This is a genomic window from Pseudoxanthomonas sp. (assembly GCF_036845285.1).
Lineage (GTDB): Bacteria > Pseudomonadota > Gammaproteobacteria > Xanthomonadales > Xanthomonadaceae > Pseudoxanthomonas_A.
In genome coordinates, this window is the sequence record NZ_DAIUEE010000005.1 from 48,278 (window position 1) to 63,379 (window position 15,102).

At 66.5% G+C, this 15,102-nt stretch carries 11 protein-coding genes; 8 read left to right on the plus strand and 3 right to left on the minus strand.

Annotated features, from left to right (window positions below; all coding sequences use genetic code 11):
* The first annotated feature begins 267 nt into the window (after window positions 1–267).
* From V7060_RS07785 to V7060_RS07795, 3 genes are all read left to right on the plus strand, one after another.
* Entirely contained in the window at window positions 268–1,914 is a 1,647-nt protein-coding gene (locus V7060_RS07785) for a right-handed parallel beta-helix repeat-containing protein (protein WP_334178679.1), read from the plus strand.
* 328 nt (window positions 1,915–2,242) lie between these two features.
* Window positions 2,243–2,497, plus strand: coding sequence for an acyl carrier protein (locus V7060_RS07790; RefSeq protein ID WP_334178680.1), 255 nt, complete (start codon window positions 2,243–2,245; stop codon window positions 2,495–2,497).
* A 2-nt stretch (window positions 2,498–2,499) separates the two neighbouring features.
* The gene (locus tag V7060_RS07795) at window positions 2,500–4,083 is read left to right on the plus strand and encodes an AMP-binding protein (protein WP_334178681.1); all 1,584 of its coding nucleotides are present in this window, start codon (window positions 2,500–2,502) and stop codon (window positions 4,081–4,083) included.
* Window positions 4,084–4,139: 56 nt separating this feature from the next.
* On the opposite strand, the gene V7060_RS07800 is transcribed toward V7060_RS07795, so the two are convergent.
* Both V7060_RS07800 and V7060_RS07805 read right to left on the minus strand, forming a co-directional pair.
* Window positions 4,140–4,847, minus strand: a complete 708-nt coding sequence (locus tag V7060_RS07800) for a DnaJ domain-containing protein (protein WP_334178682.1) — start codon at window positions 4,845–4,847, stop codon at window positions 4,140–4,142.
* 18 nt (window positions 4,848–4,865) lie between these two features.
* Window positions 4,866–5,849, minus strand: a complete 984-nt coding sequence (locus tag V7060_RS07805; protein WP_334178683.1) for a polysaccharide deacetylase family protein — start codon at window positions 5,847–5,849, stop codon at window positions 4,866–4,868.
* A gap of 317 nt (window positions 5,850–6,166) precedes the next feature.
* On the opposite strand from V7060_RS07805, the gene V7060_RS07810 reads away from it, so the two are divergent.
* From V7060_RS07810 to V7060_RS07820, 3 genes are read left to right on the plus strand one after another with little or no spacing between them, the layout of a single operon-like run.
* Window positions 6,167–8,956, plus strand: coding sequence for a right-handed parallel beta-helix repeat-containing protein (locus V7060_RS07810; protein ID WP_334178684.1), 2,790 nt, complete (start codon window positions 6,167–6,169; stop codon window positions 8,954–8,956).
* The gene (locus tag V7060_RS07815; protein ID WP_334178685.1) at window positions 8,953–10,023 is read left to right on the plus strand and encodes a Gfo/Idh/MocA family oxidoreductase; all 1,071 of its coding nucleotides are present in this window, start codon (window positions 8,953–8,955) and stop codon (window positions 10,021–10,023) included. The genes V7060_RS07810 and V7060_RS07815 overlap by 4 nt, the downstream gene beginning before the upstream one ends.
* Window positions 10,020–11,027 carry an NAD(P)-dependent oxidoreductase gene (locus V7060_RS07820; protein WP_334178686.1) on the plus strand — a complete coding sequence of 336 codons (1,008 nt, stop codon included), beginning with the start codon at window positions 10,020–10,022 and terminating at the stop codon, window positions 11,025–11,027. Before V7060_RS07815 ends, V7060_RS07820 begins: the two co-directional genes overlap by 4 nt.
* An 88-nt stretch (window positions 11,028–11,115) precedes the next feature.
* Here V7060_RS07820 and V7060_RS07825 read toward each other — a convergent pair whose 3' ends face one another.
* Entirely contained in the window at window positions 11,116–12,249 is a 1,134-nt protein-coding gene (locus tag V7060_RS07825) for a glycosyltransferase (RefSeq protein ID WP_334178687.1), read from the minus strand.
* Between the two features lie 199 nt (window positions 12,250–12,448).
* Between V7060_RS07825 and V7060_RS07830 the strand changes: the two genes are divergently transcribed.
* The gene (locus V7060_RS07830) at window positions 12,449–13,966 is read left to right on the plus strand and encodes an oligosaccharide flippase family protein (RefSeq protein ID WP_334178881.1); all 1,518 of its coding nucleotides are present in this window, start codon (window positions 12,449–12,451) and stop codon (window positions 13,964–13,966) included.
* Entirely contained in the window at window positions 13,966–15,099 is a 1,134-nt protein-coding gene (locus V7060_RS07835) for a glycosyltransferase family 2 protein (RefSeq protein WP_334178688.1), read from the plus strand. Before V7060_RS07830 ends, V7060_RS07835 begins: the two co-directional genes overlap by 1 nt.
* The last annotated feature ends 3 nt before the right edge of the window (window positions 15,100–15,102 follow it).

Here is a 15,102-nt window from a genome sequence, read left to right on the forward strand (position 1 = left end):
GCGTGGGGGCAGCGCGATGCCGGCGAACGCGTCGCGGTTGCCGGCCCTTCCATCCCTGAGCGCGCCCCTTGCCAAAGCGGCAAGGCGGGCGCGTCTGGCTGCAAAACGATGAATGCAGCCCGTTCCGGCCACCACTGGTCGTGCGCAATGTCATTTCAACGTGCTAGACTCCCGCCTCAAATCAATCATAAATGATTGATTTTGAATGATTTTTCAAAAACGATCACGGCGCAACAGGGGGCGCTGTCACGCTTTAACGGAGCTTTCATGGCTATCGCCCCCCTGCGTCCCCGATCCCTGTTTCCCGTCCTTCTGCTGTCCGCCGGCCTGGTGGCGAGTGCCCCCGCGCTGTCGGCGGAGCTGTACGTCTCGACGTCTGGCAACGACAGCAGCGGCACGGGCACGCTGCAGAACCCCTACCGCACGGTCAAGCGAGCGATCAGCCTCGGCCGTGCCGGCGACACCATCACCCTGCGCGCCCCGGCCAACAACCGCACCTACAACGAGTGCGACGTGCGCCTGCGGCAGAAGATGACGCTGCAGACCTACGCCGGCGAAGGCAAGGCGCGCATCCACTGCGCGATCACCACGCCTGACTCGGTCACCATCCAGATCGATCCGGCGGCCTCGGGCAGCCGGCTGTCGAACCTGGAGATCAGCGGCGGCTACTACTACGGGATCATGCTGCAGACCAACTGGTACCAGGGCGGTCCTGCCACCGATACCGGTGCCAGCGACGTGGTGCTGGAAGATCTGCTGATCCACAGCACCGGCCGGGACGGGATCAAGATCACGCCCAAGTCGAACCGGGCCACGATCCGCCGGGTGGAGATCCACACCACGGGTGCGCGCGACAACAGCAATGCCGACGGCATCGACAACGTCAATGCCGACGGCATGCTGGTGGAAGACAGCTACATCCACGACACGGCCACCACGGGCATGTACTTCAAGGGTGGTGCGCGGGATGTGGTGGTGCAGCGCAACCGGATCGAGAACACGGGCGATGCGGGGATCCTGGTGGGCTTCGACACCAGCACGGAGTTCTTCGACCTGAGCGTGAACCCGCAGTACTACGAGTCGATCCGGGGGATCGTGCGCAACAACGTGGTGCGCAACACCGGTTACTCGGGCATCGGCATGTACGCGTCCAAGGACGCCATCGTGGCCAACAACACCATCGTCAATGCCGGCCGCCTGGGCCATTCGGCCCTCTATTTCGGCGTCACGTTCCAGGATTGGGACCCGAAGGCGGGCCGCCCGGCGAACACCAACCCGACCCTCCGCAACAACCTGGTCATCCAGGACAACAACCGCTGCGTCGAGATCCGCTATTCGTCCGAGCTGGGTGGCCTGTCGGGCCTGTCCGGCTCGCCGAACAGCAACTGGAACGGCTTCAACAACGGTTGCGTGTTCCGCGATGGCCGCCCGGGCAGCACCGTGACGGCGGGAACCCTGGCGCAGTGGCGCAGCGGCACCGGCGCGGATGCCAACAGCAAGCAGGCGGCGTTCTCGGTGGATGCCACCGGCCACCTGCCTGCGGGCAGTCCGGCGATCGATGCCGGCACCACGCTGGCGCAGGTGACCGACGACATCGACGGGCAGGCGCGTTCCGCCCCATACGACCTGGGCGCCGACGAGTACGGCCAGCAGAGCACCGCTCCGATCCGGGTGAACGGCGTGCAGCCGCTGATACCGGTACGCGGCAGCAGCGCGTCGTCCGCACCGGTGACGGCCGCCAGCGCCCCGAACGGATCGGCGGCGACGCCCGCGCCTGCGCAGACCGGCACGGCGTTGCCCCGTGCACCTGCGTCGACCGCAACGCCGGCGGCCAAGCCGGTGGTCAGCAGGTACACGCCGCCCGCGATCGTTGCGTGGCGCTGGCTGCTGGCGAGGATGGGCTGGCTCCGCTAGTCCCTGTCGCACACGCCGTGTCTGCAAGGGCAGGGTCCGGCATCGCCGGACCCTGTTTGCTTTCCGGCAAATGGCGCGCGTGCCGCGTCCGGTCTGGCCGCTCCCGCCCCGCTTGTGCGTTCTTCTCGGCATCGGAGCACGGCTTCGGTACCTCGGCCGCCTGCATGCGGATGGACTTGGCGCGCGTCACGCGATGCGCCCGCCGTCCGCTTCGATGGGGATGATGTTCGCCTCGTGGCCGGGTCAGAATCGCGGGCCGATCGGCGTGGGTGTGTTCCCGCGCCATCGACCTTGCCTACCCTGTAGAAAACAAACTGGACCGCCTTGCATGGAATCGATGGAGAGTCGCGTACGGGAGTTCATCAGCACGACGTTTCCCGTCGATGCCGGGGAAGAGCTCGCCACCCACCAGAACCTGCTGGATGCCGGGGTCGTCGACTCGATCGGCGTACTGACGATCGTGACGTGGATCGAAGAGACGTTCGAGGTCACCGTGGACGACGAGGACGTGTTGCCGGAAAACCTGGGCAGCATCGCGGGCATCGTGGCCTACGTGGAGCGCAAGCAGCAGGAGGCGGCGTAACCATGCTGAGGTACGAGAAGCACTTGGCCGCCGCTGCCGCGCACGACCCTTCCAAGGCGGCGATCGTCCAGGCTGGCGTGCGCACCACCTACGCGGCGCTGGATGCGGCCGCCGACCGCTTTGCCGATGCGCTGGTCGAGCGAGTCGGCTTCGACAATGGCGAGCGTTGCGTGCTGTTCCTCGAGAATCGCGTCGAAACCGCGATCGGCGTTTTCGGCACCTTGCGCGCGGGCGGCATCTTCAGTGTGGTCAATCCGACCACCAAGACCGACAAGCTGGCGTTCGTGCTGAACAACTGCGAGGCTTCGGTCCTCTTCACCCAGGCCAGCCTGGCCACCGTGGCGCTGGCCGCCGCCGCGCAGGCGCCGAGCATCCGCCGGGTGGTGGTCGTCGACGATACCGCGGCGGCGCTGCCTGCCGGTGCCGAATCCTATGCCGCGTTCGTCGATCTCGCTCAGCCCGGTGCCGCGGCGAAGCGCCATGCGGGCGTCGACATCGACCTGGCGATGCTGGTCTACACCTCGGGTTCCACCGGCAATCCGAAGGGCGTCATGATGACGCACAAGAACATCGAGCACGCCGCGACCTCCATCACCACCTACCTGCGGTCGCACCGCGACGACGTGGTGCTGAGCGTGCTGCCGCTGTCGTTCGACTACGGCCTCTACCAGTTGCTGATGTGCGTGAAGATGGGCGCCACGCTGGTGCTGGAGAAGTCGTTCGCCTTCCCGCAGAAGATCCTGCCGTTGCTGGCATCGGAAAACATCACCGGCTTCCCGCTGGTGCCGACGATGGCCGCGCTGATCGTGCAGATCGGCAATTTCGACCCGGCGTGGGCGCGCGGCGTGCGCTACCTGACCAACACGGCGGCGGCGCTGCCGCCAGCGCACATCCTGAAGCTGCAGGAGATCTTCCCGAACGCCCGCATCTACTCGATGTACGGCATGACCGAGTCCAAGCGCTGCACCTACCTGCCGCCGGAGCAGCTGAGCACGCGTCCGGACAGTGTCGGCATCGCGATCCCCGGCACGGAAGTCTGGGTGGCGGACGACGAAGGCCGGCCGGTGGCACCGAACGTCGTCGGTGAACTCGTGGTGCGGGGCGGCCACGTGATGCAGGGGTACTGGCGCAACGAGGAGGCGACCGCGAAGGCGCTCAAGACGGGACGCTATCCGTGGGAAAAGGTGCTGCACACCGGCGACCTGTTCCGCATGGACGAAGAGGGCTTCCTGTATTTCGTCGGCCGCAAGGACGACATCCTCAAGTCCCGCGGCGAGAAGGTCAGCCCGAAGGAAGTCGAGAACGTCCTGTACGCATTGGCCGGTATCCGCGAGGCGGCACTGGTCGGCGTTCCGGACCCGGTGATGGGCCATGCGTTGAAGGCGATCGTGGTCACCGACCGCGACGACCTCGATGCCCGCGCCATCATGGCGCACTGCCGCGCCCACCTCGAAGAGTTCATGATCCCGCGCACCGTGGAATTCCGCGATGCGCTGCCGAAGACCGGCACCGGCAAGATCCGCCGCAGCGTGCTGCAGGCGGAAGCGGAAGGGAAGCCGATTCCCGCAGACGAAGAGCCGGCGTAAACCGGCGGCGCGGAACGCCGGCAGGCTCCGCGCAACGTCATGTCCTCGACATGGAGTCAGGATGTGGTGGGGCAGTGCCGGCGCGGACGGAAATCGTCGACCGTGTCGCTCGGGCCCGGCCGATCATGAGCCACTTTCAGCGGCTGCAACGGTGAGCTGTACCAGTCCACCAGTTGTCCGCAGGCGACCCGCACCCATGAGGCGCCGTACAGCCATTGCTGGCCGGTGTCGTCGCTGCTGAACGGCGGGCCGATGACTGCGATCACTTCATCCGGCGACATGCCCAGCTTGAGTACCGGTTCCGTGGCCGTCCGCGGTGATGCAACGTGCGTCGCGGGCCTTTCCGCTCCGTAGGGCATGGCCTGGTCCGCGGCACGGTCGTCATCGTTCGCGGCGAGCAGCAGCGCGATCAGCGCCACCGCCAGTCCCAGCCATACGGCCATCCGCCATCGCGACGGGCCTCTTGCTTCTGTGTCGACGACCTCCCCTCCGTGCGCGATTTCCGTGCGCGTGGCCGGCCCCGCATGCGAGGCCCTGACGGTCGTGCCGGGGAAGCGGCCATGGGCGCGATGGAACTCCAGCGCCGCCGAGTAGGCGTAGTTCAGCGTCTTCAGCGTGTCCTCGTCGCGGGGATCGCCGCCCGCGCGATCCGGATGCAATCCGGATACGCGCCTGCGGTAGGCACGCTTGAAGGCGTCGGGATCGCACTCCGGGCCGACACCGAGTGCTTCGTACAGGGCCAGGAAGTCCGCGCCGTGGTTCATGTCAGGGTGGAACGTGGTTCAGTTGTAGGGACGCGCGCAGATCTGCGGCAGCGATGCCATGGCTTCGAACTCGTGCTTCCTGATGTGGCGTTCCATCGCCACGCGGGGAATGTCGAAGCGGGGCGATGACTGCGTGGCGTAGCCGCCATAGTAGGAAAAGGCGTGGCGTACGTTCATCGCTTCCAGGCAACTGCGGGTATCGTCGTTGAACGAATTGCGGTTGCCGACCGGATAGGCGAAATACTCCATGTCGCAGCCGACCTCCGCCTTCAGGCGCGCGGCGCAGCCGGAGATTTCGAGGAACTGCTGTTCCTTCGGCATCCGCGACAGCACCGGATGATTGACGGTGTGCCCGCCGATGGTCATGCCGGCACGTGCCATCTCGCGGATCATGTCCCAGTTCATCCAGTGCCCGGACACGTCGTCGGGATGCCGGACGCCTGCCGCATCGCGCAATGCGCGCAGCATGGCCGCGGCATCGCTCGACGGCAGCGATTTGTACCGGGTGAGCACCAGCGCGATGGCGATGTCGCACGAGGGTTGCAGCAGGAGCGGTTGGCCGATCCACGGCGCCAGCGAGATGCGCGACCGGGTGGAGGTGCGGAGCAACCAGCAGATTTCATCCCACCACGGCAGCGAGGGCCTGTCGATGAAGCCGGTGGCGATGAAGAATGCGGCGGGAACGCGATGCCGTTGCAGGATCGGGAAGGCGAGTTCGTAGTTGTCGAGATAGCCGTCGTCGAAGGTGATCAGTGCGTAGCGACCCCTGCGGTCGCCGAGGGCATGGTCCAGGTCTTTCGGCGAGATGACGTCGAAACCACGGGCCAGATGGCCGACCTGTTCGTCGAAGCCGTCGACACTCGCGCTCCAGAGTGCGCGATCGTACGGTTGCGACTGTGCGCCATCGCCGATGCGATGGTAGTTGAACACCAGTACCCCGCGGCGTGGAAGCGTAGCCAGAAGGCGGCCGAATCCCGTCACCGAAAGCAGTTTGGCGATCATCCCTCTCTTCAACGTTCCATCCCCCTTCTCGACTCCGCACGCGGATCCCTCATGCGTCGCGGATCATGCAGATCCTGTCCCTCTTTACCTTGTAACGCGGATTGGCCCCGAAACAGGACTGCCGTGGCCGGATTTCGGGCACATCCGCGTTTTTCTGAGGTGAGACGCGGTGCGCGGGGCAATCCTCGGAGCGATCACGACGAACGCGTTGTCCATGCTGGCGACGAAGGCGACGTGTGTGCTCCGGTGCTTCCGGGCCTGCCGCCCTGTCGTGATGGTACACGGCGGGACTGGGAACTTCAGGAAATCCGCCACCGATGTACATGCCAACTCCTGCGCGCGTCCCCGGTGCCGTGGCAGCCGCCGTGTTTTTCGCCTGCGTATCGCTGGGTACCCCCGCACTGTCGGCGGAGCTGTACGTCTCGACGTCTGGCAACGACAGCAGCGGCACGGGCACGCTGCAGAACCCCTACCGCACGGTCAAGCGAGCGATCAGCCTCGGCCGTGCCGGCGACACCATCACCCTGCGCGCCCCGGCCAACAACCGCACCTACAACGAGTGCGACGTGCGCCTGCGGCAGAAGATGACGCTGCAGACCTACGCCGGCGAAGGCAAGGCGCGCATCCACTGCGCGATCACCACGCCTGACTCGGTCACCATCCAGATCGATCCGGCGGCCTCGGGCAGCCGGCTGTCGAACCTGGAGATCAGCGGCGGCTACTACTACGGGATCATGCTGCAGACCAACTGGTACCAGGGCGGTCCTGCCACCGATACCGGTGCCAGCGACGTGGTGCTGGAAGATCTGCTGATCCACAGCACCGGCCGGGACGGGATCAAGATCACGCCCAAGTCGAACCGGGCCACGATCCGCCGGGTGGAGATCCACACCACGGGTGCGCGCGACAACAGCAATGCCGACGGCATCGACAACGTCAATGCCGACGGCATGCTGGTGGAAGACAGCTACATCCACGACACGGCCACCACGGGCATGTACTTCAAGGGTGGTGCGCGGGATGTGGTGGTGCAGCGCAACCGGATCGAGAACACGGGCGATGCGGGGATCCTGGTGGGCTTCGACACCAGCACGGAGTTCTTCGACCTGAGCGTGAACCCGCAGTACTACGAGTCGATCCGGGGGATCGTGCGCAACAACGTGGTGCGCAACACCGGTTACTCGGGCATCGGCATGTACGCGTCCAAGGACGCCATCGTGGCCAACAACACCATCGTCAATGCCGGCCGCCTGGGCCATTCGGCCCTCTATTTCGGCCTCTCGTTCCAGGACTGGGACCAGAACGCCAAGCGACCGGCCAACGTCAATCCGACGATCCGCAACAACCTCGTGGTGCAGGATGGACATCCATGCGTGGAGATACGCTGGACGCACGAAGAGGAACTGGGGGGCGCGCTGTCCGCGCTGGATGGCGACCCGGGCATGGACGGGAACGGCTACTCGGATCGTCGTGGCGCCTGCCGCTTCATCGACCAGCGCCCGCAGACGCCGATGCTGGCCGCCGTCGGCGACTTCGAACGCTGGCAGCGGCGGATGGGCACCGATGTCCACGGCAAGCAGGCGGCGTTCCTGCTGGACGACACCGGCAAGCCGCAAGCCGGCAGTCCGGCGATCAAGGCCGGCATGGCGCTGGATGCGGTGACCGACGACATCGATGGCGCCCCGCGCGGCGACCCGCCCGACCTGGGCGCCTACGAGACCGGCCTGCCTGTCGCCGCAGCGCTGCCGGCGCCTGCGCCGGCTGCGGTCGTTGCGGATGACACCCTTGCGGCCGTGCGTGCCAGTGCCGACGATGCCGGTGTGGTGGCACGCTCGCGCTACGCCGCCCTGCAGGCTGCATGGAACCGATTTGATCCCGGGATATCACTGATGAAGTTCATTCTGCTTTCGCTGGCGGCGGTCGCGCTGCTGGCTCTGGTGCTTGTGGTGCGGCTGGTGCGCAAGCGCAATGTCATGGGCTGGTTGCTCGCGTGGATGAAGCAGGACTGGCGCGCGCCGGTGCCTGAGGGCGCCACCCGCCACCTGCTGTTCTGTTTCGTGGACCACTACGAGCCGGCCTGGGGCAAACCGGACCTGGAGAAGGAGCGCGCGCGCGTCGCCCGCTGGCGGCGTGACCTGCCGCGCCTGTGCGAAGGCCATCGTGATGCCGACGGCAGGCCGCCCGTGCATTCGTTCTTCTATCCCGAAGAAGAGTATCGGGAGGAACATCTCGATGCCCTGGTGGAACTGTGCCGGCAAGGACTCGGCGAGATCGAGATCCACCTCCACCATGACGACGATACCGAGGCCGGACTGCGCGAAAAGCTGTCGCGCTTCACCGAGCTGCTGGCGGCGCGCCATGACGCGTTGCCGCGCGATCCGGTCAGCGGGCAGCCGCGCTGGGCGTTCATCCACGGCAACTGGGCGCTGGACAACAGCCATCCCAGCGGCCGTCATTGCGGTGTCGACAACGAGTTGATCGTGCTGCGGGAGGAGGGCTGCTACGCCGACTTCACGTTGCCGGCGGCGCCGGATCCCTGCCAGACGCGGACGGTCAACCGTATCCACTACGCCAAGGACGATCCGGTGCGATGCAAGTCGCACGATACCGGCCCGCGCGTTCGCGTCGGCGGCCAGCAGGACGGCGACCTGATGATCATCCAGGGGCCGCTGGGCTTCCGCTGGAAGAGCCGCAAGTTCGGCCTGATCCCGCGCATCGAGAATTCCGATATCCGCAAGGTGGCGCCGCCGTCGCGTGACCGCATCGACGCCTGGGTGCAGACCGGCATCCATATCGAGGGTCGGCCCGAGTGGACCTTCGTCAAGATCCATACCCACGGCGCGGAGGATTGCGACATGGACACGCTGCTGGGCCGCTCGATGGACGAGGCGCACAGCTACCTGGAGTCGCGCTACAACGATGGCCGCGCGTGGAAGCTGCACTACGTCAGCGCCCGCGAGATGTACAACCTGGCGAAGGCAGCGGAGGCTGGCGAAATCGGCGAACCGGGCCTGTACCGCGACTACGTGATCCCGCGGCCCGCGTACGGCGTTGCACCGGCGGTGTCCGAGCCGGCCATGCCGCGCGTTGCCGGGAGCATCGGATGAGGGTGGGGATTGTGGGGTGCGGCAAGATCGCCGACGGTCATGCCGAGCAACTGCGCGCGATCGGTCGCGCCGACCTGGTCGCGGCCTGCGACCGCGAGCCTTTGATGGTCGAGCGTTTCGCACAGCGATGGAGCGGCGTGGCCGGCCATGCGGACATGGCGGACATGATCCGCGCCGAACGCCTGGAGGTGGTCCACATCGTGACGCCCCCGGATTCGCATGTGCAGCTTGCCTGCCAGGCGATGGAACTGGGCTGCCACGTCTTCCTTGAGAAACCGTTCGCGCTCGATGCCGCCGGCACGCGGCGCATCCTGGACTGTGCGCAGGCGACGCGCCGCAGGATCAGCGTCAACTACCTCTACAACTTCGAGACGCCCGGCCTGCAGCTGCGCGACCTGATGGCGGAGCATGCGCTGGGCGACGTCGTGCACGTGGACACGAGCTATGGCTACAACCTGGGCGGCGACTACGGCATCGCGGTGATGGGCGACCCGGCGCACTGGGTCCACCGGTTGCCCGGCAAGCTGTTCCATAACGTGCTCGACCACGTGCTGGCCAAGGTGGCGCCGTTCCTCGAGGAGCCGGTGGCGGTGAACGCGTTCGCACTCCGCATGCGCGAAGGCAGCGGCGATGCGGCGCTGGACGCGATGCCGGACGAACTCCGCTTCACCCTGGCTGGCGGCAACGGCGTCACCGTGTCCGGCATGGTCAGTTCGCATGCCAGGCCGGTGTCGCATGCCATGAAGGTATACGGCACGCGCGACACCGTCGAGCTCGACTACGCCGCCCGCACGCTGGTGCGCAGCGCACGCCAGGACCAGCCCAGCGCGCTGGGCCGGCTGTTCCCGGCATGGGTGCAGGCGCTGCGCTTCGCCGGCAACGGCGCGAAGAACACAGGGGATTTCATGCGCAACCGGTTCCACTACTTCCAGTGCATGCGGGTGCTGCTGGGCGGGTTCTACGATGCCATCGAGGGCCGCGGCGAGGATCCGGTGCCGCACACGCACATCCTGCGGGTGGCCACCCTGATCGACGGCATCGTCGAAGCGCTGGAGCGCCCCGCATGACCGTCCTGTTGACCGGCGCGGCCGGATTTCTCGGCCGCAGGATCGCCGAAAGCCTGTTGGCTTCAGGCGTGAAGGACCTGCGCATCCACGTGCGCCGGACGGCACCGGCCGGCCTGCTGGAGAAACTCCAGCGTGCGCATCCCGACGCGCGCGTCAGCGTGGTGGCGGCCAACCTGCTGCATCGCCACGACCTGGCACCGATGCTGGAAGGCGTGGACGTACTGGTGCACGCCGCAGCCGGCATGCGGGGTTCGGCAGCGGACATGTTCGCCAACACGGTCGTCGGTACCCGCAACCTGCTGCAGGCAGCGGCCGATGCGGGCGTGCGCCGGGTGGTGATGGTGAGTTCGTTTGCGGTCTATCGCACGGCGTCGCTGCCGACCGGCGCGGCGCACGACGAGACGGTGCCGATCGAGCCGATCGGCATCGACAAGGGGCCGTACGCGCATGCCAAGACGCGGCAGGAGCACCTGCTCGACGAGTACCGCCAACGCTACGGCTTCGAGACCGTGGTGCTCCGTCCGGGCGTCATCTACGGGCCGGGCGGCGGCGCGTTTTCCAACCGGGTGGGGATCGGCGCGATGGGCCTGTTCTTCAGCCTCGGCCGTGGTGCGCCGCTGCCATTGACGTACGTCGACAACTGCGCCGACGCGATCGCCTGCGCTGCATTGAATGGCGTCGATGGCGAAGCGTACAACGTGGTCGACGACGACATCCCGACCTGCGCCCAGTACCTGCGCGCCTACCGGCGCCGGGTAGCGAAGCTGCGCGTGGTGCCGGTGCCGTATCCGTTGTTCATGCTGGGCGCCAAGGTGCTGCTTCGTTACCACCAGTGGTCGAAGGGCCAGCTGCCCGCGGTGTTCACGCCGTACGTGGTGCGCTCGATGTACCGGCGCTTCGACTATCCGAACGGCAAGCTGAAGGCGATCGGATGGCAGCCGCGCGTCCCGACGCAGATCGGCCTGGAGCGCGCGTTCGATGACCTGGCGGGTCGCGCTGGCTAGTGCCGGCCCGGCCGGAAGGCCGGCCGTGCATGGCGCGACCCCGGATTGCCTTGCAGGGTACGGTGGCCGCGACGGCCGCGCGCCGGGATCAGCGCGCGCTCAGCGCGCTGGCGTAGAGCGCATCGTAGTTTTTCCGCATGACGTCGATCGATCCGTGTTCGAGCACCCATTCGCGGGCGCGCGCTCCCATGCGCAGGCGCTCGCCGGGATCGTGCAACAGGCGTGAGAGCGCCGTTCGGAGTGCGTTGACATCGTCGGGCGGAATCAACAGGCCGGTGTGGTTCTCCTGCACGATTTCATCGTTGCCGCCCACGCGGGTTGCCACCAGGGGAAGTCCTGCCGCGCAGGCTTCCAGCAACGCGATCGACAGGCCCTCCGTGCGGGAGGGCAGGGCGAACACGTCGAATGCGCTGAGGAGCCTGGGAATGTCCTTGCGGGGACCGGTGAAGACGACTGCATCCTGCAGGCCGAGTTGCCCGGCGAACGCCTGCAGCGTGTCGCGGAGGGGGCCATCGCCGGCCAGGATCACCCTCGTGTCGGGACGGGATGGCAGCAACCCGGCCACCGCTTCCAGCAGCAGGCGCTGGTTCTTCAGCTCGACCAGCCTGCCGACGGTGCCGACCACCAGCGCGTCGGGCGCGATACCGAGTTCGTCCCGGACTTGGGTGCGGGCGATGGACGAGTGCTGGAAGTGATCGACGGGAATGCCATTCATCACGGTGCCGCTCTTGGCTGCGGGCACCAGGTCGCGCGCCAGCAGATGGTCGCGCACCTTGGTGCCGACCATGGCGATCTTCTGCGAATGCTTCAACGACCACTGGTAGAGCCAACGCAGGCGGCGATTGCCGAGTCGCCCGCCCATGTTGTGGCAGGTATTCACCACCGCCGGCCGTCGCAGGGCGAATCGCGTCGCCGTGACGGCGTAGTAGCTCGGGACGAAGTTGTGGGTATGCACGACGTCCACGCTGCGATCCAGCAGGGAGGCCCGCAGCAAGCGGATCAGCCTGGGATCCGCGCCGCCACGCTTGTGGCCGATGGTGACCGGTACGCCGGCTTCCGCCAGCAGTGGACGAAATCCTTCGGTGTCGCAGAGGCTGAATATGCTGACGGCATGGCCATGCGCCGCTTGCGCGATGGCGAGGTCGGCGACGACGCGTTCCAGGCCTCCGAACTCAAGAGAATCAATGACATGAACGATGCCCAGCGTGCCTGAAGGTTTCATATGAAGCGGAGAACGTGAAAGACGCCCGCAGGAGGTCAGTGCATGAACGTCCGCCATGCGAGCGACGAGGAGTCGGTGACCACTGTTGGGTGTTTTTTGCGTTGTTCCTGACAATCAGCACAGGTGCGGGCCATTGCACCGACCACAGGGGAATATGAACCAGCCTTTCAACGGCAGAACGGCCATCCGCGGTGCCATCATGGTCATGGGCTCCACGTACGTAACGTACGCGCTGGGGTTGCTGACCAGCGTGCTGGTGGCGCGGACCTTGGGCCCCAACGACTTCGGCCGCTATACCTACATGGTATGGATGGCCGGGCTGCTGATCATGTTCAGCAACAACGGCCTGACCACGACGGTCATCCGCTTTGCGTCGGAAAGCCTGGGTCGAGGATCGCCGGAAACCGCCCGAAGCATCCATGGGTGGCTGCGCCGTTGGCAACTCGCCTGCGTCGGGCTGGTGACGCTGGCCTTCCTGCTGACCATGCCGTTCTTCACGCCGGCCGGCTGGGAAGGGCATCTGGCGGTATTCGCAGGGGTCGTGCTGGTGGCCGCCATCGCCAAGGCCATGTTCCTGTTCGATGTGTCCGTCGCCAAGGGCTACGGCCTGTTCCACGTCGAAGCGCGGTCGACCGTGACGATGAGCCTGCTCAACATCGTCGCCGTCCTGGTGCTTGTCGCGATCAAGGCGCCGCTGCTGGCGTATCTGCTGCTGTTCACCGTGGTCAGCGTCGGCTACGTCGTGTGCTCGTCCATCATGCTGCGCAAGGCGGGTGTGCGGCCCTCGCATGCGCCGACGGAGCCGGCCACGCTGGCTCGGCTGAAGCGGCATCTGGGCTGGACCGTGCTGTTGACCCTCGCTTACGCGATCAGCAACAAGTCCATCGAAACCTGGATGCTGAATGCCATGATCGGCTCGGCCGCCGTGGGCTTCTTCGCGATCGCGGCGGCGCTCACGCGCGGTGGCGTGGACCTGCTGGCCTCGGGACTGGCCACGGTGCTGATGCCGATGATGGGACATGCATTCGGCAGGGACGGGCAGGACGGCGTCAATACGATCATGGCGAATGCCATGCGCTACTTCGCATTCATCGGCCTGTTGCTGGCGGGGACGGGCGCACTGCTGGCGGACAGCGCGGTAGCGCTGCTGTACGGCGCCGAGTACCGGCCGGTCGTGGGTCCGCTGAGGGCAATGATGGTGGTCGGCGGCTTCACCATGATCGGCGGCGCGTTCAACGCCCTGTTGTCCACGACGGACAACCAGCACCTGCGTGTGGGCTACGTGCTTTTCTCGATCCTGAGCGTGGCCGTGCTGTCCGTGCTGCTGATCCCGCGTTATGGCCTCAATGGTGCCGTGGCGGCGCATGCCATTTCCGAAGTGCTGATCTTCGCGCTGATGGCCACGGGCGTGTCGCGGTTGCTGAAGCTGCGAGTGCCGTGGCGCGAACTCGGGCGCATGTTGGCGTGTGCGCTGGTCGCCATCGCCATCGCCCTCATCCCGATGCTGCTGGGCGGGATCAATCCATGGACCGAACTGGCTGCGGGCCTCATCTATGCCGCGTTCTTCGTATCCGGAACGGTCGTCATGCGCGCCTGGCGGGCGGGCGACGTCAACCAGCTCGGGTTGTTGCTGCAGCGCTTCCCGGCGCTCTCGAATCGCGTGCAGGGACGCCTGCAACGGTGGGCCGACGGATTGCCGACGGATGGTGCGCGTTGATGTTGCCGATACTTGCGCTGCTGGCCTTCTGGGGCAGTCTGATCATCATCCTGTTCACCTACGCCGGCTACCCGATGTGGGTGGTGGCGTGGGGCCGGCTGTTCCCGAATCCGGTGCGAAAGCGTCCGCATTCTCCCCGCGTGACGGCGATCCTGGCCGTGCGCAATGCGCCGGAGAGCGCGGTCGCCAAGGTCGAGAACCTGCTGTCGCTGGATTACCCGGCGGAGAATCTGGACATCCTCGTGGCCTGCGATGGCTGCACGGACCACACGGCGGATGCGCTGCGCCAAATCGCGTCGCGCCGCGTCCGCGTCGTCGAGTTTCCGCATCGCCGGGGAAAGGCGGCGTGCCTCGCCGATCTGGTGCCCATGGCCACCGGCGAAGTGCTCCTGATGGTGGATGTGCGACAGCGGCTCGAGCCGGATGCCTTGACCCGACTGGCTGCCAATTTCGCGGATCCTGACGTGGGAGCGGTGAGCGGCGAACTCTGCTTCGTCGACGAGCAGGGAGGTTTCGCGGCCAAGGTCGGTGCCTACTGGCGATACGAGAAGATGATCCGCCACGCGGAGGCCCGCAGCGGTTCGGTCGTAGGTGTCACGGGTGCGCTGTATGCGATCCGGCGTGATTTGTACGTGCCGCTTCCGCCCGGCACCGTACTCGACGACGTGCTGACGCCGATGAACGTGGTGCGCGATGGCTATCGCGTCGTGTTCGAGGCCGGTGCCGTCGCGTGGGACACGCCGTCCACGACGTCGGCTCAGGAGCGTCTGCGCAAAGTACGGACGCTGGCAGGCAACTACCAGGCGGTTGCGTTCGCGCCATGGCTGGTGGTGCCGTTCCAGAACCCGCTGTGGTTCCGCTTCGTCAGCCACAAGCTGTTGAGGTTGATGGTGCCCTGGCTGCTGTGCCTGTTGGCCGCATCCTCGGTTTTCCTGGCGTTTTCGCATCCGCTCTACCTGGCATGCCTGCTTGCGGGCGTGGGTGCGATCGCGCTGCTGGTGGCGGCGAACTGGCTTCCGGCCCTGTCGGACTGGGTGCCGGTACGGCTGCTGTCGACGTTCTTCCACATGAACGTCTACGCGGGCCAGGCACTGGTGGCGTACGTCCGCAATCCGAGGCTGCACCTGTGGTGACCG

Coding starts and splice junctions, on each gene's coding strand:
- V7060_RS07785 (WP_334178679.1), top strand. CDS start 268: ATGGCTATCGCCCCCCTGCGTCCCCGATCCCTGTTTCCCGTCCTTCTG.
- V7060_RS07790 (WP_334178680.1), top strand. CDS start 2,243: ATGGAATCGATGGAGAGTCGCGTACGGGAGTTCATCAGCACGACGTTT.
- V7060_RS07795 (WP_334178681.1), top strand. CDS start 2,500: ATGCTGAGGTACGAGAAGCACTTGGCCGCCGCTGCCGCGCACGACCCT.
- V7060_RS07800 (WP_334178682.1), bottom strand. CDS start 4,847: ATGAACCACGGCGCGGACTTCCTGGCCCTGTACGAAGCACTCGGTGTC.
- V7060_RS07805 (WP_334178683.1), bottom strand. CDS start 5,849: ATGATCGCCAAACTGCTTTCGGTGACGGGATTCGGCCGCCTTCTGGCT.
- V7060_RS07810 (WP_334178684.1), top strand. CDS start 6,167: ATGTACATGCCAACTCCTGCGCGCGTCCCCGGTGCCGTGGCAGCCGCC.
- V7060_RS07815 (WP_334178685.1), top strand. CDS start 8,953: ATGAGGGTGGGGATTGTGGGGTGCGGCAAGATCGCCGACGGTCATGCC.
- V7060_RS07820 (WP_334178686.1), top strand. CDS start 10,020: ATGACCGTCCTGTTGACCGGCGCGGCCGGATTTCTCGGCCGCAGGATC.
- V7060_RS07825 (WP_334178687.1), bottom strand. CDS start 12,249: ATGAAACCTTCAGGCACGCTGGGCATCGTTCATGTCATTGATTCTCTT.
- V7060_RS07830 (WP_334178881.1), top strand. CDS start 12,449: ATGGTCATGGGCTCCACGTACGTAACGTACGCGCTGGGGTTGCTGACC.
- V7060_RS07835 (WP_334178688.1), top strand. CDS start 13,966: ATGTTGCCGATACTTGCGCTGCTGGCCTTCTGGGGCAGTCTGATCATC.